General features: G+C 60.8%; 20 protein-coding genes and 1 tRNA gene. 15 read left to right on the top strand and 6 right to left on the bottom strand.

The genetic code is table 11. The features are described from left to right. Positions 1-13 precede the first annotated feature (13 nt). From urtB to ureG, 12 genes are all read left to right on the top strand, one after another. On the top strand, positions 14-1,618 hold the full coding sequence (gene urtB, locus R5M92_RS14750; protein WP_346796722.1) for an urea ABC transporter permease subunit UrtB: 1,605 nt from the start codon (positions 14-16) through the stop codon (positions 1,616-1,618). 3 nt (positions 1,619-1,621) lie between these two features. After that, entirely contained in the window at positions 1,622-2,767 is a 1,146-nt protein-coding gene (gene urtC / locus R5M92_RS14745; protein WP_346796721.1) for an urea ABC transporter permease subunit UrtC, read from the top strand. Next, positions 2,764-3,600, top strand: a complete 837-nt coding sequence (gene urtD / locus R5M92_RS14740) for an urea ABC transporter ATP-binding protein UrtD (RefSeq protein WP_346796720.1) — start codon at positions 2,764-2,766, stop codon at positions 3,598-3,600. The genes urtC and urtD overlap by 4 nt, the downstream gene beginning before the upstream one ends. Continuing rightward, positions 3,600-4,298 carry an urea ABC transporter ATP-binding subunit UrtE gene (gene urtE / locus R5M92_RS14735; RefSeq protein ID WP_346796719.1) on the top strand — a complete coding sequence of 233 codons (699 nt, stop codon included), beginning with the start codon at positions 3,600-3,602 and terminating at the stop codon, positions 4,296-4,298. The genes urtD and urtE overlap by 1 nt, the downstream gene beginning before the upstream one ends. Positions 4,299-4,449: 151 nt before the next feature. Further along, positions 4,450-5,817, top strand: coding sequence for a diguanylate cyclase (locus tag R5M92_RS14730; RefSeq protein WP_346796718.1), 1,368 nt, complete (start codon positions 4,450-4,452; stop codon positions 5,815-5,817). Positions 5,818-6,009: 192 nt separating this feature from the next. Continuing rightward, positions 6,010-6,894: an urease accessory protein UreD gene (locus tag R5M92_RS14725; protein WP_346796717.1), complete on the top strand. Its 885-nt coding sequence runs from the start codon at positions 6,010-6,012 to the stop codon at positions 6,892-6,894. 25 nt (positions 6,895-6,919) lie between these two features. Continuing rightward, the gene (locus R5M92_RS14720) at positions 6,920-7,222 is read left to right on the top strand and encodes an urease subunit gamma (RefSeq protein WP_346796716.1); all 303 of its coding nucleotides are present in this window, start codon (positions 6,920-6,922) and stop codon (positions 7,220-7,222) included. Between the two features lie 12 nt (positions 7,223-7,234). Further along, positions 7,235-7,555 carry an urease subunit beta gene (locus R5M92_RS14715; RefSeq protein ID WP_346796715.1) on the top strand — a complete coding sequence of 107 codons (321 nt, stop codon included), beginning with the start codon at positions 7,235-7,237 and terminating at the stop codon, positions 7,553-7,555. Further along, complete coding sequence (gene ureC, locus R5M92_RS14710) at positions 7,552-9,279, top strand: urease subunit alpha (protein WP_346796714.1); 1,728 nt, start codon at positions 7,552-7,554, stop codon at positions 9,277-9,279. Before R5M92_RS14715 ends, ureC begins: the two co-directional genes overlap by 4 nt. 210 nt (positions 9,280-9,489) lie before the next feature. Next, on the top strand, positions 9,490-10,014 hold the full coding sequence (ureE, locus tag R5M92_RS14705) for an urease accessory protein UreE (RefSeq protein WP_346796713.1): 525 nt from the start codon (positions 9,490-9,492) through the stop codon (positions 10,012-10,014). After that, positions 10,004-10,705 carry an urease accessory protein UreF gene (locus tag R5M92_RS14700; protein WP_346796712.1) on the top strand — a complete coding sequence of 234 codons (702 nt, stop codon included), beginning with the start codon at positions 10,004-10,006 and terminating at the stop codon, positions 10,703-10,705. Before ureE ends, R5M92_RS14700 begins: the two co-directional genes overlap by 11 nt. Before the next feature lie 27 nt (positions 10,706-10,732). Further along, positions 10,733-11,371, top strand: coding sequence for an urease accessory protein UreG (gene ureG / locus R5M92_RS14695; RefSeq protein ID WP_346796711.1), 639 nt, complete (start codon positions 10,733-10,735; stop codon positions 11,369-11,371). A 23-nt stretch (positions 11,372-11,394) separates the two neighbouring features. On the opposite strand, the gene R5M92_RS14690 is transcribed toward ureG, so the two are convergent. Then, positions 11,395-12,321: a YihY/virulence factor BrkB family protein gene (locus tag R5M92_RS14690; protein WP_346796710.1), complete on the bottom strand. Its 927-nt coding sequence runs from the start codon at positions 12,319-12,321 to the stop codon at positions 11,395-11,397. Positions 12,322-12,738: 417 nt separating this feature from the next. Between R5M92_RS14690 and R5M92_RS14685 the strand changes: the two genes are divergently transcribed. Next, positions 12,739-14,517, top strand: a complete 1,779-nt coding sequence (locus tag R5M92_RS14685) for a methyl-accepting chemotaxis protein (protein WP_346796709.1) — start codon at positions 12,739-12,741, stop codon at positions 14,515-14,517. Between the two features lie 83 nt (positions 14,518-14,600). On the opposite strand, the gene R5M92_RS14680 is transcribed toward R5M92_RS14685, so the two are convergent. Genes R5M92_RS14680 through R5M92_RS14670 form a run of 3 tightly spaced genes read right to left on the bottom strand, consistent with a single transcriptional unit; the run spans position 14,601 to position 17,410 of the window. Beyond that, a complete protein-coding gene (locus tag R5M92_RS14680; RefSeq protein ID WP_346796708.1) occupies positions 14,601-15,863 on the bottom strand; it encodes a TRAP transporter large permease in 1,263 nt (420 codons plus the stop codon). Then, a complete protein-coding gene (locus R5M92_RS14675; RefSeq protein ID WP_346799393.1) occupies positions 15,860-16,360 on the bottom strand; it encodes a TRAP transporter small permease in 501 nt (166 codons plus the stop codon). The genes R5M92_RS14680 and R5M92_RS14675 overlap by 4 nt, the downstream gene beginning before the upstream one ends. Before the next feature lie 21 nt (positions 16,361-16,381). Beyond that, entirely contained in the window at positions 16,382-17,410 is a 1,029-nt protein-coding gene (locus tag R5M92_RS14670) for a TRAP transporter substrate-binding protein (RefSeq protein ID WP_346796707.1), read from the bottom strand. A 292-nt stretch (positions 17,411-17,702) separates the two neighbouring features. Here R5M92_RS14670 and R5M92_RS14665 point away from each other — a divergent pair, with 292 nt between their 5' ends. Next, a complete protein-coding gene (locus tag R5M92_RS14665; protein WP_346796706.1) occupies positions 17,703-19,088 on the top strand; it encodes an FAD-binding oxidoreductase in 1,386 nt (461 codons plus the stop codon). A 45-nt stretch (positions 19,089-19,133) separates the two neighbouring features. Here R5M92_RS14665 and R5M92_RS14660 read toward each other — a convergent pair whose 3' ends face one another. Then, a complete protein-coding gene (locus R5M92_RS14660; RefSeq protein WP_417338999.1) occupies positions 19,134-19,997 on the bottom strand; it encodes a LysR family transcriptional regulator in 864 nt (287 codons plus the stop codon). A gap of 197 nt (positions 19,998-20,194) precedes the next feature. Beyond that, positions 20,195-21,190: a TRAP transporter substrate-binding protein gene (locus tag R5M92_RS14655; RefSeq protein ID WP_346796704.1), complete on the bottom strand. Its 996-nt coding sequence runs from the start codon at positions 21,188-21,190 to the stop codon at positions 20,195-20,197. 153 nt (positions 21,191-21,343) lie between these two features. On the opposite strand from R5M92_RS14655, the gene R5M92_RS14650 reads away from it, so the two are divergent. Beyond that, positions 21,344-21,420, top strand: a tRNA-Arg gene (locus tag R5M92_RS14650). Positions 21,421-21,582 lie beyond the last annotated feature (162 nt).

Below are 21,582 nucleotides of genomic sequence, written 5' to 3'. Positions count from 1 at the left end.
AAGGGAAGAACCCATGCGGCGTTTCCTTTATCTCTGGCTGCCTCTGGTGCTGGCCTTGCTGTTGCCGCTGACGGCACAGGCGCAGGGCGACACCCGAGACGATGACGCAGCCATGCAACTGCTCGAGGCGCTGGACACCGACTCCTACGCCGACAAGGGCGAAGCGATTACCGCCATCGTACAGAGCGACGACGAACGCGCCCGTGGCTGGCTGGAAGCCTTGCTCGAGGGCCGCCTGCAGCGCAGCGACGACGGGCGTTTCGTGATCGTACTCGAAAACCGTGGACGCGACTGGCCGGTCGCGGATGCCCTGACCGGCGACGACCTGGGCGAAATGTCACGCCGCGAGCTGGACCGCATCGGCATCAACAACGCCCTGCGCAATCAATTGCGTAGCGCCATCGCCGTGGCGGACCTGTACTCGCCCGACCTGGAAAAGCGGCGTGCTTCCGCCGAACGCCTGCTGGGCGACGTGAATGGGGATCTGGTCCAGCCGTTAGGCGAGCTGATCGAACAGGAAGAAGACGCCCAGGTAAAGCGTCGTCTCAGCCAGGCATTGGCGATCTATCAGGCCGAACAGGGTGAGATGGCGGGAGTCGAGGCGCTGCACGGCAGCTTGCACCCCCGCGCTCGGGTCGCCTTGAGCCGTGCAGCGCAAGGCGATGATCCGGTCGTCGCCGATGCCGCCCAGGCGGCCCTGGCCAGCATCGAACAGAATCTCAAGATCAATCGCGGCCTGGAAACCCTGTATTTCGGGCTTTCTCTGGGCTCGGTGCTGGTACTGGCGGCGATCGGTTTGGCGATCACCTTCGGCGTCATGGGGGTGATCAACATGGCCCATGGCGAGTTGATCATGCTGGGCGCCTACACCACCTGGGGTATGCAGCAGTTGTTACCGGGGCAACCCGGCCTGGCGCTGATCCTGTCGATTCCCGCCGGTTTTCTGGTGGCGGCACTCGCGGGCGTCGCCATCGAGCGCGGCGTGATCCAGTTCCTCAAGGGGCGCCCGCTGGAGACGCTGCTGGCCACCTTCGGTATCAGCCTGATCCTGCAGCAACTGGTGCGTACCGTGATTTCGCCGCTGAACCGCACGGTTATCACCCCCGAATGGATGAGTGGCTCGCTGGTGGTCAACGATGCGCTGTCGCTCACGCTTAACCGCATGTTCGTGCTGGGCTTCGCCCTGGTGGTATTCGCCGGGCTGATGCTGATCATGCGCCGCACCCGGCTGGGTCTTGAAGTGCGCGCTGTGACTCAGAATCGCGCCATGGCCCGCTCGATGGGCATCCGTGCCACCCGGGTGGATATCATGACCTTCGCCCTCGGCTCCGGGGTGGCGGGGCTCGCCGGTGTCGCGCTCTCCCAGCTGACCAACGTGGGCCCCAACCTGGGCCAGAACTACATCATCGATTCGTTCATGGTGGTGGTGTTCGGCGGCGTGGGCAACCTGTGGGGCACGCTGGTGGCGGGTCTTTCGCTGGGGGTGATGAATCAGCTCATCGAGCCTTGGGCCGGGGCGGTACTGGCCAAGATCATCGTGCTGGTATTCATCATTCTGTTCATTCAAAAACGCCCGCGCGGACTGTTTCCGCAAAAGGGCCGGGCAGCGGAGGGCTAAGTCATGCAAGCTTCACGATCGTGGCTGGCGCGGCCTTTCACCGAGCGCTCAACCCAGCTATTCCTGGCGGTACTTCTCGCCGCCCTGGCAGCGGTGACCCTGTTGCATGTCGCGGTGCCGCAAGGCCATCCGCTGCACGTCAGCGCCTATACGGTGAATCTGTTCGGCAAGTACTTGAGCTACGCTTTGCTCGCCGTGGCGGTGGATCTGGTATGGGGTTATCTGGGGATTCTCAGCCTGGGCCATGGCGCCTTCTTTGCCCTGGGCGGCTACGCCATGGGCATGTATCTGATGCGCCAGATTGGCGATAGGGGAACCTACGGCCATCCGGAACTACCGGATTTCATGGTGTTCCTCAATTGGGACAGCCTGCCGTGGTATTGGCAAGGCTTCGACATGGCCTGGTTCGCCTTTCTCATGGTGCTGCTGGCGCCGGGACTTCTGGCGCTGGTGTTCGGCTTCCTGGCTTTTCGATCAAGGGTCACCGGGGTCTATCTGTCGATTATCACCCAGGCGCTGACCTTTGCATTGATGCTGGCCTTCTTCCGTAACGAGATGGGCTTCGGCGGCAACAACGGCCTGACCGACTTCCGCGATATTCTCGGCTTCAGCCTGCGCAGCGATGCCACCCGGCTGGGGTTGTTCATCGCCACGGGAGTCGCGCTGGCGCTGGGTTATATCCTGTGCCGGGCGATTGTCGGCAGCAAGCTGGGCCGGGTTAGTGTCGCGACCCGCGATGCCGAGGCCCGCACGCGCTTTCTGGGCTATCGGGTCGAGCGGTTCCAGCTGTTCGTGTTCGTCGTCTCGGCGATGCTCGCCGGGGTGGCGGGAGCGCTCTACGTGCCCCAGGTGGGGATCATCAATCCCAGCGAGTTCTCGCCGATCTTCTCCATCGAGATCGTGCTGTGGGTGGCGCTGGGCGGCCGGGCTACGCTGTACGGCGCGGTGATCGGGGCGATCCTGGTCAACTACGCCAAAACCGTCTTCACCGGGGTGATGCCGGATGCCTGGCTGTTCGCCCTCGGTGCGCTGTTCGTGCTGGTCACGGTGTTTCTGCCCAAGGGCGTGGCCGGGTTGCTGGCCTACCGTATCAAGCGGCGGACAACGACGTCCGACACCAACACCGACGCCAAGGAGGCCACGCTATGAGCCTGTTACGCGCGCTGGCGGATCGCGACCGGGTCTTCGATTTCATGACGCCCCGGGCGACCACGGTGGATGTTCGCCATGGACCGATCCTCTATCTCGAGGATGTCACCGTCAGCTTTGACGGCTTCAAGGCGATCAATAACCTCAACCTGACCATCGACGATGGTGAGCTACGTTGCATCATCGGCCCCAATGGCGCGGGCAAGACCACGATGATGGATATCATCACCGGCAAGACCCGGCCGACTCAGGGCAGCGTCTGGTTCGGCAGTCGGCACAACCTGCTCAACATGAACGAGCCGGAAATCGCCAGCCTGGGGATCGGCCGCAAGTTCCAGAAGCCCACGGTGTTCGAGGCGCTGTCGATATTCGAGAATCTGGAACTGGCCATGGCCGCCGACAAGCGTATCCTGCCGACACTGACCGCGCGCATGAGCGGCGAGATCCAGGACCGGATCGAGGAAGTGCTGGCGACTATCGGCCTGACCGAGCTGCGCCATCGCCCGGCGGGCATCCTCTCCCACGGCCAGAAGCAGTGGCTGGAGATCGGCATGCTGCTGATGCAAAAGCCGCGCCTGCTACTGGTCGACGAGCCCGTAGCGGGAATGACCGAGCAGGAGATGGAGCGCACCGCCGAGCTGCTCACTAGCCTCGCCGGCAAACAATCGGTGGTGGTGGTGGAGCACGACATGGGGTTCGTGCGCTCGATTGCGCGCACCGTGACCGTGCTCCACCAGGGCAGCGTGCTGGCCGAAGGCAGCATGGACCAGGTGGCGAGCGACCCGAAGGTGGTCGAGGTCTACCTGGGAGCCGACGAAAAGGAGCTTGCCTGATGCTGAGTATCGACAAACTCAACCAGTTCTACGGTGAAAGCCATACCTTGTGGGATCTCGACCTGGAGGTGCCCCAGGGGCAATGCACCTGCGTGATGGGACGTAACGGTGTCGGCAAGACCACCCTGATGAAGGCCATCATGGGCGAGGAGGCGGTGGAAAGCGGTAGCATCCGCTACGCCGACGGCGTGGAGCTGACACGTCAGCCCATCGAGGCGCGTTCGCGCCAGGGGGTGGGCTACGTGCCCCAGGGGCGGCAGATATTCCCCCTGCTCACCGTGGAGGAGAATCTGCGCACCGGCCTTGCCGCTCGCCGCGATGGGCTGAAAAAAATCCCGGAGCGTATCTACGAGCTGTTTCCGGTGCTCAAAGAGATGAAGCACCGCCGTGGCGGTGACCTATCCGGCGGCCAGCAACAGCAACTGGCGATCGGCCGCGCCCTGGTCATCGAACCCAAGGTATTGATTCTGGACGAACCGGGGGAGGGCATTCAGCCCAATATCGTCGCCCAGATCGGCCAGGTAATCCGGCGGTTAATTGCCGAGGACGGCCTGACCGTACTGCTGGTCGAGCAGAAGCTGCCCTTTGCGCGCAAGTACGCCGACCGCTTCGTGATCATGGACCGCGGCCGCCCCGTGGCCAAAGGCGAAATCAGCGAACTCTCCGATGAGCTGATCAAGCAGCATCTGACGGTATAGGTCGTTAAGCTCTCACCATTCCTTCTCTTTCTGCGCCCGCCAAACAAGGCGGGCGCAGTGGTTGTTGCCGTTCCGTAAGCATGTTGGCCGCGTTATTTGGGTGTACCATGGCTAACTTTAATAAGCTTTCGCAAAAAATATGGGATGGGCCATGCGCTATAAAGACAAACATCAGCTCGCCGCCGAATGGCAAACGCTTCAGGAGCATACTCCCGAGCCGCTGCGCCAAGCGGTGGCGGCACTAGTGGAGCAGCATTGTGCCCTCTTTGCCGACCACTTCTATACGGTGATGCTGGAAGACCCCCATGCCACGCTGTTTCTCTCCAACGAGCAAGTGCAGCAGCGCTTGAACCCCTCCATGCGGCGCTGGCTAAGTACCATGTTCGCTGTGGAACATAGCGACTTTGTCGCGCTTGTCGAACAGCAGGAGAAAGTGGGGCAAGTGCATGCCCGTATCGATATTCCCGTCAACCTGGTGCTTAACGGGGCAAGGCAGTTGAAGCAGGCGTTTTACGCCCAGATCAATGCTGCTTTCGAGCGTCCGCTGGCGCCGGGCGCCGCTTGCATTTATGTATCGGATCATATCGACATGGCCATGGAGATCATGAGCCATGCGTACTCAGTCGCCAATGATCGCAATACACGTACAGAAGAGGCGTACAAGCTTTTCTCCCTGACCCAGAGCATCGGCGACGAGCGCGAGCGCCAACGCTCGGCACTGTTGAACTGGGAAAACACGCTGATGTTCGCCGTAGCCGCCCAACGGGAAACCGGTGCGCTTCCCAGGCTCGCCAATTCCGAGTTCGGGCTGTGGTACTTCCATAAGGCGTGCCATGCATTCGAGGGGTCGCGGGAAATCGCCGTCATCTCTCGGCATATTAACCGGGTGGATCAGGAGTGGCTGCCTGCTCTGGGCTATGAGGATGTCAACGAGAAGTTACAGGCGTTGAATGAGATCCGTGACGCCGTGCGCACCATCCTGATGCTGTTGAACGATATGCTGGAACGTGCCTCCGGCCTGGAAGCGGGGCGCGACAGCTTGACCCGGTTGCTCAACCGCAAATTCCTGCCGGTGGTGCTCAACCGGGAAATCGAGATATCCCGCCACTCCGATAAGCGCTTCGCATTGCTCATGGTCGATATCGACCACTTCAAGTCGATCAACGATACCCATGGGCACGATGCGGGGGATAGCGTACTTCAGCAGGTGGCGAGCATTCTGGATCGCTCCACCCGTGGCGGTGATTACGTATTCCGCATGGGCGGCGAGGAGTTCTTGATCGTCCTGGTGGATACCGATCAGCACGGCAGCCGGCTGTTCGCCGAGCGGCTGCGCCAGACGGTAGCCAAGGAGCCAATGCTCGCCGCCGCCGATACGCTACTCAACGTGACCGTCAGCGTGGGGGTAACGCTGCACGACGGCCACCCCGACTATCAGCGCTCTATGCAGCGGGCGGACCGGGCGCTGTATCAGGCGAAACGCAGCGGACGAGACTGTGTCGTTGTGCAGAGCGCGTGACCCTTCCATGTATTTCTATGGTGCAGAAGCGCTATTTTTCGCACTCTTTTAGTGCGTGTGACGGGTGAGCGAAAGAGTCATTTTCGCCTTCAAAATGCTGATGATTCCTTTTGGCCTCCCATTTTCACCATTTTGGCGCATTCCTTGCATTTGAAAGAAACGAATGACTTTCAAAGGACGTGACTGCTGCCCATGCCCCTGTGTGTTCCCGCTGACCCCACCCGCGATTCCGGCCACCGTTTCGACAAGGGCCGCCACTGGGCGGCTTCGCTGACGCTGACGTTTGCTCGCCGCGCTGACGCGACACGCATGCTCCATGCCCGTCATCAGGGGCCGCTGCGAGTGCAGCGGCCGTTCTACCCGGAGGGTCGCGGCGGTGCCTGCCATGTCTACCTGCTGCATCCGCCCGGCGGGCTGGTCAGTGGTGATTCCCTGTCGATTACCGCCAGCGTGGAGAGCAGCGCTCATGCCCTGCTGACCACACCGGCGGCCAACAAGCTCTACAAGGCGGATAGCCATGGCGTGGCCTGGCAGCAGGAGACCCGCCTTAACATCGCCGCCGGAGCGGTGCTGGAATGGCTGCCCCAGGAAACCATCGCCTTCGATGGCTCCCGTGGGCGGCAAACCACTCACATAGCCCTGGAAGGCGATGCCCGTTGCCTGGGGTGGGAAGTGCTGGCCTTGGGGCGACCGGCAAGCGATCTGCCCTATATCTCCGGCCAGCTGGACCAGCGTTTCCGGCTGACCCATGACGGCAAGCCGCTGTGGCTGGAGCGCCAGACGCTTGATCCGCAACACCCGCGTTTCAGCGGATGCTGGGGCCAGGGCGGCGCCACGGTACAGGCTACCCTCTGGGCGGTGGGTCTGAGCGATGCAGTTGAAGCTATCGAAGCGCTGCGCGAAACCCTGCCGGATTCGCCTCGCTGGGCCGTGACCCAACGCCACGGCGTACTGCTGCTGCGCTACCTGGGCAACTCGCGCAATGAAGCCTGGACGCTATGCGAGCGGGCCTGGCACCTGCTGCGCCCACGCTTGATCGAGCGTGATGCCCATACGCCGCGTATCTGGCTTACCTGAACATGACCCCATATGGAGACGCCTCATGGAACTGACCCCGAGAGACAAGGACAAGCTGCTGCTGTTTTCCGCCGCCCAGCTTGCCGAGCGGCGCAAAGCGCGCGGTCTTAAGCTCAACTACCCCGAAGCTGTGGCGCTGATCAGTTTCGAGATCATGGAGGGCGCTCGCGACGGCAGGAGCGTGGCCGATTTGATGAGCTATGGCCGCGAGATTCTCTCCCGTGACGACGTGATGGAGGGCGTGGCCGAGATGGTCGACGAGGTCCAGGTCGAGGCCACCTTTCCGGATGGTACGAAATTGGTCACCGTCCATTCACCCATTGTTTGAGGGAGCTGTGCAATGATTCCCGGTGAGTATCAGTTGAAAGAGGACGATATCGAGCTGTGCGCGGGGCGTGAGCGGATCACCGTCGAGGTGGCCAACACCGGCGACCGGCCGATCCAGATCGGATCGCATTACCACTTCGCCGAAGCCAACCCGGCGCTGACCTTCGACCGCGCCAAGGCGCGTGGCTATCGGCTCGATGTGGCGGCGGGCACGGCGATTCGCTTCGAACCCGGCCAGAGCCGTGAAGTCACGCTGATTCCCTATGTCGGCAAGCGCGAAATTTACGGCTTTCGCGGCGATGTGATGGGGCCGCTAGCGGGAGGAAAATCATGAAGCCAGTCAACAGCTCTTCCAATAAAATCGGCCGCCAGGCTTACGCCGATATGTACGGCCCCACCGTGGGTGACCGCGTGCGCCTGGGCGATACCGAGCTGTGGATCGAGGTCGAGAAAGACGCCACCCACTACGGCGACGAAGTGAAATTCGGTGGTGGCAAGGTCATTCGCGATGGCATGGGCCAGAGCCAGCGCGCCGATGATGCGGTGATGGACACCGTGATCACCAATGCGCTGATTCTTGACTGGTGGGGTATCGTCAAGGCGGATGTGGGCATCCAGGCGGGGCGCATCGCCGCGATCGGCAAGGCGGGCAATCCGGATGTACAGCCGGAGGTGGATATCGTCATCGGCCCCGGCACCGAGATTATCTCCGGCGAAGGCAAGATCCTTACCGCAGGCGGCATCGATGCGCATATTCACTTCATCTGCCCCCAGCAGGTGGAAGAGGCGTTAATGAGTGGCATCACCACCATGCTGGGGGGCGGTACGGGGCCGGCGACCGGTTCGAACGCAACGACCTGTACGCCAGGGGCCTGGCATATCGGCAAGATGCTTCAGGCGGTCGATGACCTACCCATGAACATCGGCTTTCTGGGCAAGGGCAACGCCAGCCTGCCGGAAGCGCTGGAAGCTCAGCTTGACGCTGGCGCCATGGGGCTCAAGCTGCACGAAGACTGGGGCACCACGCCCGCTTCCATCGACAACTGCCTGAGCGTGGCGGATGCCTACGACGTGCAGGTGGCGATCCACACCGATACCCTGAACGAATCGGGTTTCGTCGAGGATACCTTGGCCGCGTTCAAGGGGCGCTGCATCCACACCTATCACACCGAAGGCGCTGGTGGCGGCCATGCCCCGGATATCCTCACTGCCTGCTCGAAGGCTTATGTGCTGCCGTCGTCGACCAATCCGACGCGGCCCTATACGGTGAACACCATCGACGAGCATCTCGACATGCTGATGGTGTGCCACCATCTCGACCCCAACATTCCCGAGGATGTGGCCTTCGCCGATTCGCGTATCCGCCGCGAGACCATCGCCGCCGAGGATATCCTGCATGATCTCGGCGTGATCTCGATGATCGCCTCGGATTCGCAAGCCATGGGCCGGGTCGGCGAAGTGGTCTGCCGTACCTGGCAAACCGCCCACAAGATGAAGTTGCAGCGCGGCCTGCTGCCGGAAGACGAAGCGCTGGGCGCCGACAATCTGCGCGCCAAGCGCTATATCGCCAAGTACACTATCAACCCGGCGATCACCCACGGCATCGCCCACGAAGTCGGCTCTGTCGAAGTAGGCAAGCTGGCGGACCTGGTGCTGTGGAAACCGGCCTTCTTCGGCGTGAAACCGGCAATGATATTGAAGGGCGGCATGATCGCGGCCGCACCCATGGGCGATCCCAACGCCTCGATCCCCACCCCGCAACCGGTGCATTACCGTTACATGTTCGGTGCCCTTGGCCGCGCGGCGAGCCAGACGCGGCTGTCGTTCGTCAGCCGCGCAGCACTGGAGAGCGGCTTGAAAGACAAGCTGGGATTGAACAGCGAGTTGACGGCGTGTCGCAACGTGCGCGCTGTACGCAAGCGTGACATGAAGCTCAACGACGCCTGCCCGGAACTCACCGTCGACCCGCAGACCTACGAAGTACGCTGCGATGGCGAAATTCTGACCTGCGAGCCGGCGACCGAACTGCCCTTGGCCCAACGCTACCACCTGTTCTGAGCAACAGGGTACGACCACAAAGGCGAGCGGCGCCGGGGGCAGGTATAGCGAGGGTCTTTTGCCATGGCCGGAAAATGTTCCCGACATTTCCGGCATTTCCTCCATCCATGGAGGTCAGATGGCAAAAGTAGCGTACAGGGAAGTATTTACAGCGCCCTCGCGCAGGCTGTCCCCGGAGCAGCCGCGGGTAATTTCAAAGAGGCGATACCAATGCTGAAACTGATCGAACGCCTGGGACCCATCGAGGCGAGCCAGGCTAACGACACCCTGACGCTGCCCTTTGAGCTGCGCATTCGCGGGCGCCTGAAAGCGCAAAGCGATAGCGGCTGCGAGCTTGGGCTATTTCTGGATCGTGGCCCGGTGCTGCGCAGCGGCGAGGGGCTGAAAGCCGAAAGCGGCGAGGTCATCCGCGTGTGTGCGGCGGTCGAGCCGGTGGTGACGGCAAGAGTGAGTGCCGGCTTACCGCTGGCACGGCTGGCTTATCATCTAGGCAATCGCCACGTTCAGCTAGCGCTGGGTGAGGATGAAAAGGGCGGCTGGGTGCGTTTCCCGCCGGACCATGTGCTGGAAGAGCTCGCCGAGCTGCTGGGGGCAACACTCGAGCACCACGAGGCGACATTCGATCCGGAGCCGGGGGCCTATAACCAGGTGGGCGGGCACTCACACAGGCATGGTCACTCACACAGCCATTCCCACGACCACGACCACTCGCATGAGCATCACCATGCCCATTGAGCCTGCCGCTTCTGCCAGCCCGCAAGACGATCTGGCGCTGCTGGGCTTGCTGCAACTGGTGAGTCCGGCATTGCCGATCGGCGCCTTTGCCTTTTCGCAAGGACTGGAAAGCGCCTTCGAGCTTGGCTGGGTGACGGATGAAACGAGTCTCGCCGAGTGGCTCAGCGGTGTGCTGGAAGACGGCCTGACCCGCTGCGAGCTGCCGGTGCTGGCGCGGTTGCACGAAGCAATCGGTCAAGCCGACAGTGAATCAATCGCGGTGTGGGAAGAGTGGCTCGCCGCCACCCGCGAAACCGCCGAGCTCGCCGCCGAGGATAGCCGCCTGGGGGTTTCGCTCAAGCGCCTGCTGGGCAGCCTTGACTTGCTGCCTGACGAGGGCCTGCTTCCGTCCCAGGCGGGCTACGTCACGCTGTTTGCCTTTGCCGCCCATCGCCGTGGCGTGTCTGTGCGGCAAACGCTGCTCGGCTTTGCCTGGGCATGGCTGGAAAACCAGCTGGCGGTGGCCTGCAAGGCCTTGCCGCTGGGCCACACCGCCGCCCAGCGGGTAATCGAGACATTGCGCCCCGCGCTGGTTGCCGCCGTCGACCAGGCGCTGAGCCTGGATGATGACGAGCTCGGCCCCGTGCTGCCCGGGCTGGCGCTGGCAAGCGCCCTGCACGAAACCCAATACTCACGATTGTTTAGAAGCTAAGGCTATTCAGACTTTAGGAGAGAAATCATGAACCATTGTTTACGCATCGGCGTCGGCGGTCCGGTGGGCTCGGGTAAAACCGCACTGCTCAAGCAGCTATGCCTGGCGCTGCGCGATTATTACGACATCGCCGTGGTGACCAACGACATCTACACCCGCGAAGATGCCGATTTCCTGCTCAAGCACGACGCGCTACCGGCGGATCGTATTCTCGGGGTGGAGACCGGCGGTTGCCCGCATACCGCGATCCGTGAGGACGCCTCGATGAACCTCGCGGCCATCGACGAGCTGCAGGAGCGCCATCCTGGCCTTGAGCTGGTGCTGGTGGAATCCGGAGGCGACAACCTTTCGGCGACCTTCAGTCCCGAGCTTTCCGACCTCACGCTCTACGTGATCGATGTTTCCGCCGGGGACAAGATTCCGCGCAAGGGCGGGCCGGGCATCACCAAGTCGGATCTACTGATCATCAACAAGATCGACATCGCCGAGCAGGTCCACGCCTCACTCGAAGTGATGGAGCGCGACTCGAAGAAGATGCGCGGCGAGCGGCCCTTCGTGTTCACCAATCTCTACGACGGGGTAGGCCTGGAAGAGATCATCCGCTTCATCCTCGACAAGGGAATGCTCGACGAGCGGCGTACGCAAGCCAAGGAAACGGTAGTCTGAAGCGACTCCCGCAGCGCCGTTGTTCAATCGACGTGGGTGATCGCCTGGCGGCTGGGGTCGACATGCCACGGCAGGCCGAGGCGTGAATTACGCTCCAGCTCGGCAATGACCTGGGCGCCCAGTAACAGGATGACGGCGCCCACTTCCAGGCTGATCAATACGATCACCAGTGTTGCCAACGAGCCATAGATGGCGTTGACGAACGACAGATTGGCGAAATAGTAGACCAGTAATAGCCGCACACCCTCCCACAGCAGCGCCGCCACGAACCCCCCCACGACCGCTCGATGTAACGCGATACGCACAACGGGAAGCACCTTATAGATGGCGCTGAACAACAGGAAGACCCCGACGAAACTGGCCAGATTGAGCACCGGCTCGGAGAAACCGGCCAACGGCAGTTCGCGTTCGAAAATCGCCAGCACCAGTGTATTGAGCGAACTGGCCAGGGTGACCACTAGGGTCAGCGCCATCAACCCCGCCCCCAGCACAAGCATGAAGGCATAAGGCAGCATCACGGAAACCCAGACGCTACGCCTGATGTGGGGGCTATCCGGAGCATGGAAGATAATCGCCAGGGCATCTTCCAGCATGCGAAAGGCGAATGAACTGAAGAGCAGCAAGATAGGAAAGCTCAGGATGCCGATCACATCGCGGGAATCCAGCAGGCCGCGAACGGCTTCCAGCAGAACCTCGGCGTGAGCCGGCGCCAGGTGGCGCACTTGCACGGTCAGTACATTGAGAAGATGCTCTTGGTCCACCACCCGGGTCAACAGCACGACCAGCACGGCAAATAGCGGCACGATGGAAAGCAGGATATTGTAGCCGACCCCACCGGCAAGCAGGATGCCTCGGTTTTTCATGAAATTGCGTAATACGCGCCAGGCAAAGCGAGCCAGCCGAGGGAGGGCGAGCAGGATGGCACTGCGTAACGTGTGGTGTCGACCCATGCTTGCTCTTCTCCTTGTGCGCCAGACCCGTGGCCATGATACGCCGAGAGCGGTGCCCAGCAACAAGGATGACAAACAATGACTGGTCGATTTTGGCGCCGGCAGATATCCGGCAGGAGAGAAAAAGCGGGGATAAAAAATTGTCCTGACCTGGCGGCTTAAGGGTCAGGACAATGGAAATGATGTGGCTGGTCTCCAACCAAAACGGGCCATCCCTGGCCACCACACGACTACAGTGGACTGCCTGAGATGAGGTCGCCTTAACTTATGTTATGAATTGTTTCCAGAGTGTCCAAGCCTGCGATAAAAAAGCAAGAAACCGTGCTAAAAGACTAAAGTCCAACGTCCTGAGGCCGATATGGGTACGTCGGTAATGCCGAGATATTCCCTACTCATCACGCTGGAAATTCATACCTAATGGCTACTTCTTCTGACCCTCGCCGAGGCAGGGCCTCTGGTTTGCAAACCAAAGTACTCACGCTGGTACTGCTCCCGCTTTTCCTGGTGACTCTCATGCTCGTCGGCTATGACGCCTACAGCAGCACCCAACAGACCCAGGACGCACTAGCCGAGCAGCGCCAGCTGATGATTGAGAAACGCCGCGAAGCGGTACGCGATATCGTCCAGGCGGCTACCACGGCCATCGCGCCGATCTATAACGAGGTCCGCGACGATAACCGTCTGGCCAAGGTACGTGCCGCCGAGATACTGCGCTCGATACGTTTCGAAGGTGAAAACTACATCTTCGTCTACGAGTACGACGGCACCAATGTGGTGCTGCCCCACGCCCGTGAGCGCGAAGGTCGGGACCTGAGCGGACTGCAGGCGCCCGATGGCGCGTATATCATCCAGGACATGCTGGATATCGCCCAGGACGGTGGCGGCTTTTACCAATACCCCTGGGAGTATCCCGGTACCGACGAACCGCAGCCCAAGCACTCCTATGTCGTTAGCCTGGAAAAGTGGGGCTGGATGCTGGGAGCGGGAGTATACGTAACCGACGTCGATGAGGCGATGGCCGAGCTGGAAGCCGCTGCCGCTGCCGACCTGCACCGATCCATTCTGGTTTCATCCCTGTTGGCGCTGATCTTGTTCGTTGTCATTGCCCTGGTGGCGTTTGCGTTTGTTCGCCGCACTGTCGGGCCGATCAAGCGTACTGCGATGGCGATGCACGATATCGCTCAAGGGAAAGGCGACTTGACCCGTCGCCTGGCGGTGGAGAGCCACGACGAGATCGGCAACCTGGCGGTGCAGTTCAACGCTTTTGTTGCCCGCATGCAGGACACACTGCGCGATGTGCGCCGCAGTACCGCCAGTGTGTATGAGTCGGCGGGAGAGATATCCACCGCCAGTGATGAGCTGGCCACGCGCACCGAGCAGGCGGCAGCGAATCTGCAGCAGACCTCCGCCTCGATGGAAGAGATCACCTCGACCGTCAACCACAGCGCCGACAACGCTCAGCAGGCCAACCAGCTGGTCCAGTCGACGGCGGAGGTCGCCCACCAGGGCGAAGAGGCGATGGGCCAGGTCGAGCGCACCATGCAGGATATCAATGACTCGGCGAGCCGCATCAGCGACATCATCACCATGATCGATGCCATCGCTTTCCAGACCAATATTCTGGCTCTCAACGCTTCTGTCGAAGCGGCGCGGGCAGGCGAGCATGGTCGCGGGTTTGCGGTGGTCGCCCAGGAGGTCCGCACTCTGGCCAGCCGTTCCAGCGAGGCCTCGAAAGAGATTCGTGCCTTGATCGATACCTCGGTTCAACACACCCATTCAGGCGCGACACTGGTCCGCAATGCCGGGGAGACCATGCGCAAGATCGTCGAAAGCGTGACCAAGGTGACCGACGTGATCAGCGAGATCAGCGCCGGGGCCAAGGAGCAGAGCAGCGGGATCGGCCAGATCAATACCGCCGTGGCGGAAATGGACACCATGACCCAGCAGAATGCGGCCATGGTGCAGGAGTCCACCACCGCCGCGACGAACATGCGCCGCCACGCGGAGCACCTGAACCAGCTGATCAACTCCTTTGTGCTGGGCGACGATTCCGCCTCCGGCCGACCGGCCGCGCTGGTATCGCCAGCGGCGCAAACCGCATCGAGTCACACGCTGAAAAGACCGGCGCTATCTTCCTCGCGGACTGCGGCGCCGAGTACGGCAGACAGCAACAACGATGATTGGGAAGCGTTTTAACCTCCCGGCACGCTATTGTTCATCTCGCACATGAAAACGGGGCTTGCCAGTGGCAAGCCCCGTTGCGTTAGCGCGAACAGTGGCTAAGTACCCGACCAGCCCAGGAGTATGGGCACGTAGACCACCAGCAGCAGCACACTGATGAGCCCCAGGAGGTAGGGGATGATCGCTCGGGTGATGCGCTCCAGCGGCAGCTGTGTCACCGATGACGCCACATAGAGGTTGATCGCCACCGGCGGTGTGATCATGCCGATCGCCAGCCCCACCACGATGATCAAGCCGAAGTGGATCGGATCGATGCCCAGCTGCATGACCAGTGGCAGCAGCACGGGGGTCAGGATAATCAAGGCGCTGGCGGTTTCGATGAAGACCCCGGTCAGCAGGATCACCGCCACGACCAGTAGCATGATCACGTAGGGGTTGGTCGATAGCGACAATACCGATTGCGCGATGGCGCCGGGTACCTGCCAGCTGGAGAGTGTCCAGCTCAGAATCGCCGAGGTGGCGATCACCAGCATGATTACCGCCGTGGTCATCGCCGAACGGATCAGGATGCGATAGACATCGGGCAGGGTGAGGTCGCGGTACACGTACAGCGATACCAGCAGGGCATAGTTCACCGCCACTACCGCCGCCTCGGAGGGCGTGAAAATTCCCGAGAAGATGCCGCCGAGTATGATTACCGGCGTCATCAAGCCCCAACTGGCTTCCTTGAACGTATGCCAGATGGTAGCCAGGGAGAGTGCCGTACCCTTGGGGTAGCGGCGGCGGTAGGCCTGGACGATGGCAATGGTCATCAGTCCCAGGCCCATGGCCAGCCCCGGCAGAAAGCCGCTCAAGAACAGCTTGGATACCGATTGCTGGGCCATGACCGCATAGATGATCATGGGCACCGATGGCGGAATCACCACGCCGATCGTCCCGCTGGCGGCGATCAGGCTGGCCGCCGAGGCGGGTTCATAGCCTTTCTTGCGTAGCTCGGGCACCAGGCTCGAGCCCACCGCCGCGGTGGTCGCCGCTCCCGAGCCGGAAATGGCGGCGAAGAACATGCCCGCCATCACCGAAACCACCGAAAGCCCGCCGCGCATGAAGCCCACCAGCGAATCGGCAAAGCTCACCAGCTTCTCGCTGACCTTGCCCTGGGCCATCAAATCACCGGCAAGGATGAACATGGGGATGGCGACCAGGGCGAACGAATTGATGCCCTGAAACATCTGCTGGGTGACCACCATCAACGGTACGCCCGACTGGTGCAATGCCACCAGGGTGCTGGCACCGATCGTCAGGGCGATGGGTACGCCGAGAAGCATGAACAGTAGAAACAGCGCGAATAGCAGCAGCGTCATGGTTGCGTCTCCTCGTGGCGTGGCGCCCCGGTGAGTATCACTTCAACCAGATCCACCACGGCATACCACGCCATCAGCGCCGCGCTGATGGGAATCACGGCGTAGACATACGTCATGGAGAGCCGCAACGACGCGGATTTCTGAAAGCTCTGAACCTGCATGTAGCGGTAGCCGACCACCATCAACGCGACCATGAAGGCCACGACCACCAAGGTGGCGGCGATTCGTGCCAGCTGCCGAGGCCGCCCGGGCAGGGCGTCCACGGCAAAGGTCACGGCGATATGTCGGCCGCGCTGAAAGGCGAGAGCGGCGCCGAGGAAGGTAATCCATACCAGCAGGAAACGGGCCACTTCCTCGGTCCAGCCGACTGCGGTAAACAGCACCCGCGAGACGATCTGCAGGGTGATGACACCGATCAGGGCCGCCATCCCCAGGAACACGATGGGCTGGAGAATGGCGTCCAGAACACGCTCAGTACGCTGTAGCACAAGTACCATTGGGTGCGTATGAGTGGGCACTTACTTTACTTCCTCCTGGATGCGCTGCAGGTAATTGCCGAACTGGTCGCCGTACTTATCGTACACCGGCGCAACGGCTTCCTGGAACGCGGCGATATCGGGCGACTCGTTGATCTCCATGCCCGCTTCGCGCAGTTCGGCCAGCTGTTCGGCCTCCATGACGGCGTTCTGTTCCCTGGCGTAGGCGGAGGCTTGCTGTGCGGCGTCCAGCACGATTTCCTGCACTTCTTCCTGAAGACCGTTCCAGGCCGGCAGGCTCATGATGAACAGTGCCGGGGCATAGATGTGCCGCGTCATGGTCAGGTAATCCTGGGTTTCCGCCAGGTTGAAGGCATGGATGGCGTTCACCGGGTTTTCCTGGCCGTCGATAGTGCCTTGCTGTAGCGCGGTAAGCGCTTCTGTCCAGGCCATGGGCACGGCGTTGGCGCCGAGTTCGCGGAAGGTGTCGACGTAGACTTCGTTCTCGATGACACGCAGGGTCAAGCCGTCGAGGTCGGCGGGCTCGTTGATCGCGTTCTGGCTATTGGTGATATTGCGAAATCCGCGTTCGGCGTAGGCCAGCCCCTTGAGATTGACTTCCTCCAGCTTGCGCAGGATCTCCTGGCCGATCTCGCCATCCAGCACCGAATAGGCGGCCTCGGCGGTGGGAAACAGGAACGGCAGTTCGAAGACGGAAAACGCGTCGACGAAGTTCGCCACCGGCCCGTTGGTGATCACGCCCATGTCGACGGTACCGATCTGCATGCCTTCCAGCAGGGTGCGCTCATCGCCAAGGGTGGCATTGGGGTAGATCTCGATGGTCACTGCACCATCGCTCTCTTCACTGACCAGCTGCTGAAAGCGCTCGGCGGCGATATGGTAGGTGTCTTCCGTATTCACCACGGTGGCAAGGCGCAGGGTGGTGGGGGCGATCTCCTCGGCGTGAGCGGTCAGAGGAAGACCGAGCAGCCCCGCGCAGGCAACGCTAACGGTTAACTGCTGGAGTCGGCTGGAAGACGCGGAAGCGGCGTGACGGGCGAGGTTTCTCACATGTTCTCCTGAGTGTCAGCAAATCTTGTTGTGTTATATGGCGTTTTTAGTGTTTAACGGGCTTCATCTATACCACATCGTCCTTGCGGGACAAATTACTTATTGTTATTCCCCTATTCATCGTATTGATGCAAAAAATCTTTATAGAACTTGGGCTTGAGCGAGATACCGGTTGGCGCTAGCCTGCAAGCCTCTATCCATGTTTGAAATGCCCTTGGAGAAGATTGCAAAGGCTGGCGAGGCTGCCGGGCCCTTCTACCAATGGCCTAGCCAGCTGAAACAGGAATAACAAATGGACAAGTTGCTGAACGACCTGATGGCGATCGTCGGTACCGAGGGTATGCTGCTCGGTGAAGACGTCTCGCAGCGTAGCGTGGACTGGTTTACGGGCGCCCCTTGCCGTGCCAAGGCGATCGTCAGACCCCGCAGCACCGAACAGCTAAGCCAGGTGCTGGCCTTGTGTTATCAGGCCGACCAGCCCGTGGTGACCCACGGCGGCATGACCGGCATCGTCCATGGCGGCGAAGCAGCTCCGGATGAGCTGGTGATATCGCTGGAACGGATGAACCGGATCGAGGAGGTCGACCCCGTCGGCTCGACGATCCAGGTTCAGGCCGGTGTGACCCTTCAGCATGTGCAGGAGGCCGCGGAAGAGATCGACATGCAGTTTCCTCTCGACCTCGGCGCCAGGGGCTCCTGCACCATCGGCGGCAATATCGCCACCAATGCGGGGGGAATTCGAGTCATACGCTACGGCATGATGCGCCAGCAAGTGCTGGGACTGGAAGCCGTGCTCAGCGACGGCACCGTGGTCAGCTCGCTGAACAAGATGCTGAAGAACAACGCCGGCTACGACCTGAAACAGCTATTCATCGGCAGCGAAGGCACGCTGGGTATCGTCACCCGAGCCGTGCTCAGGCTGCAGCCGCGCATGCCCAGCGAACAGACGGCCCTGGTCGCGGTGCCCTCCTTCGATGCCTTGACCCAATTGCTGGGTCTGGTCTCCCATGAGCTTGGACTCAGCGCCTTCGAGGCGTTGTGGAACAACCACTACAAGCTGATGACCACCGAGAGCGGCAAGCATATGCCTTTGTTGGCCGACGACTCGCCCTTCTACGCCATCATCGAAACCCTGGGCCTGGATGAAACCCGTGATGCCGAGTACTTCTCGCAGATCCTGCAGAAAGCGCTGGAAGCGGGCTTGATCACCGACGCCGTGCTGGCCAATTCCAGCTCCCAGCGCCAGGGCATCTGGGCGATCCGGGAAGATATCGAAGTGCTGGTGAAAGAGCTCAAGCCGATGTTCTCCTACGATGTCAGCCTGCCGATTCCCCATATGGAGGCCTACGTCGAAACGCTGGAGCAAGATCTCGAGGCGCAGTGGCCCGAGACAGGAAAGATGGTGGTGTTCGGCCATCTCGGCGATGGCAACCTGCACATCATGATCACCGTGCGTGACGATAGCCCCGAAAGCCGCCGCCAAGTCGAGCAACTGGTCTATTCCCCGCTGAAAGAGTACGGCGGCTCCGTTTCCGCCGAACACGGCATCGGCCTGGAAAAGCGCGATTATCTGAACATTTCCCGCTCCAGCGAGGAGATTGCCCTGATGAAGCGCATGAAAATCGCGCTCGACCCCAAGGGCCTGTTGAACCCTGGCAAGGTCGTGGCACTCGATTGAAGTGAAAACCGGGTCGAGTTGATGCGAGCCCGCGTGTCTTCCCGTTCAAGAACCACTGGAGGGAGCTGGTGCTATCAGTTCCCTGACCAGTTTTCGCAACCAGTGTATGCCCGAGTCGTGATCCTTCCTTTCATCCCAGCAGAGGCATACCTTGAACGCCGGCACGTCCAGAGGCAGCGAGTAGAACTTCAAGGTGTTGTTGCGGCATATCACTCGGGCGGCGCTCTCCGTGACCACGCAGAGCAGATTGGTCGATGCCAGTATTTCCTGTAGCGGATTGATGTAGGAGGTCTTGGCCACGATTCGTCGCTCCAGCCCCAGTTTCTGCAATCGTTCATTGATCAGCGATGGGCTGTCCTCGCGATGGGATAGCGCCACTTGCGGAGTATCGAGAAACGTCTCGAGGGGGATGTGACTGCTCTCGCCATGCAGTATGGCATCGCCGACACAACCAATCGCATCGTCGAACAGATACTCATGATGGGAGGTGAGCGGCAGGGTTTCTAGCTGCACCACGGCAAGGTCGATATCGTGCGCCTGCAGGACCTGCTGGGCTCCTTCGGCGCTGGCGATGCGCGTCGACAGCAGGTTGAAACACAAGCCCGGTGCGTGCTCCAGGCAGTGCTGGATAAGCTTGGGTTGCAGCTGCTGGCTAACATAATCCGCCAGGCTGACGCGAAACTCCCGTTTCGAGGTGGCGGGTGAGAACTCGCTATTGCTGTGAACCGCCTGGTCGAAATAGAACAACCCCTTTGCCACGGCAGAATCCATACGCCGGGCAAGTGGCGTCGGCTGCATGCCGTCCACGCCCTTGATGAATAGCGGGTCACCCATCAACAAGCGGAGCTTCTTCAGTGAGTGGCTGACAGCGGGTTGACTCAGGCAGAGCGATTCCGCAGTAAGCGTCAAACTTCTTTTCCGGTAGAGCGTATGAAACACCAATAATAAATTGAGGTTTATCTTGTTGAGCCTCGTCGCCAGTTTTATATCGGTTGTTTCCGCCATCAGGCACGTCTCTTGATCGCCAAGGCTGTTCACGCGAGTCCATTAATACCGCGTGAACAGCCGTCAGTCCTTCCTTTTACCAGCCCGGCAAGCCCAAGCCGTTACTGCAGCGTGGCCCGGATACGCTCCAGGTAATCCCCGAACTGGTCGCCGTACTTCTCGTAAACGGGCACCACGGCTGACTGGAAGGCTTCAAGGTCGGGAGAATCGTTGATTTCCATGCCCGCCTCGCGCAGTTCGGCCAGTTGCTCGCTTTCCATTTCGGCATTGACCTGACGCTCATGCTCAGCGGCTTCTTGGGCGGCCTCGGTCAAGACCTCTTGAGCCGCTGGCGGCAGCTGGTTCCAGGCCGGCATGCCCATGACGAAAATCGCCGGCGCATAGGTGTGGCGGGTGAGAGTCATGTAGCTCTGGGTCTCGTCCAGGTTGAACGAGTGAATCACATTTACCGGGTTTTCCTGACCATCGATGGTGCCCTGCTGCATCGCGGTAAGCGCTTCGGTCCAGGCCATCGGGACCGCATTGGCGCCCAACTCGCGGAAGGTATCGGTGTAGACCGGGTTCTCCATCACACGAATGCGCAGGCCGTCGAGATCTTCCGGCGTGTTCACCGCGCGTTCGCTATTGGTCAGGTTGCGAAAGCCACGCTCGGCATAGGCCAGGCCCTTGAGGTTGACCTCGGCAAGCTTGTCCAGCAGCTCCTGGCCGATCTCCCCATCGAGTACTTCATAGGCGGCTTCCGGAGAGGGGAACAGAAACGGCAGTTCAAATACCGCCATCTCCTCGACGAAGTTGGCCACCGGACCGTTGGTGATCACGCCCATGTCGACGGTGCCGATCTGCATGCCTTCCAGTAGCGTGCGCTCGTCACCCAATGAGGCATTGGGGTAGATCTCGATATCCACCTTGCCGTCGGTGCGCGCCTCAACGAGCTCCTCGAACTTGGTGGCGGCAACATGAAAGCCATCCTGCTCGTTGACCACATGGGCCAGGCGCAATGTAACCGGCTCCATATCGGTGAAATCATTGGCGAAAGCCATACCGGCCGCAGCCAGGGGAAGGGTGAGCGTCAGCGTGGTAAAAGCGAGTTTTTTCATTATGGTTTTCCTGTAAAGGTAGAGCGATACTGCCGGGAAAGCATGCACCAGCCCGGCGAGAGCGGTCAATCGACTTTCTGGCCGCCGGCCGGCCCCGTGGCTGGACACACACCGCCTGTACGGTTACGATACGCACGCGTTTTAGGACGCAATGCGCCCGTAGCTCAGTTGGATAGAGTATCGGCCTCCGAAGCCGAGGGTCGCAGGTTCAAATCCTGCCGGGCGCGCCAAGAATATCAAGGGCTTACGTTAACGCGTAGGCCCTTATTTTTTGTCTGTGACCATCCTGTGACCAAATCGTGACCACGCCTTCCATATCGCATCTCTTGTTCTCTTTTTTGGATATGACCACTGGCTTTTTGTGGTCACAACATTGGTCACAAGTAAGAAAC

The organism is Halomonas sp. Bachu 37 (assembly GCF_039691755.1).
GTDB lineage: Bacteria > Pseudomonadota > Gammaproteobacteria > Pseudomonadales > Halomonadaceae > Vreelandella > Vreelandella kashgarensis.
This window is presented reverse-complemented; position numbering and strand designations above follow the sequence as displayed.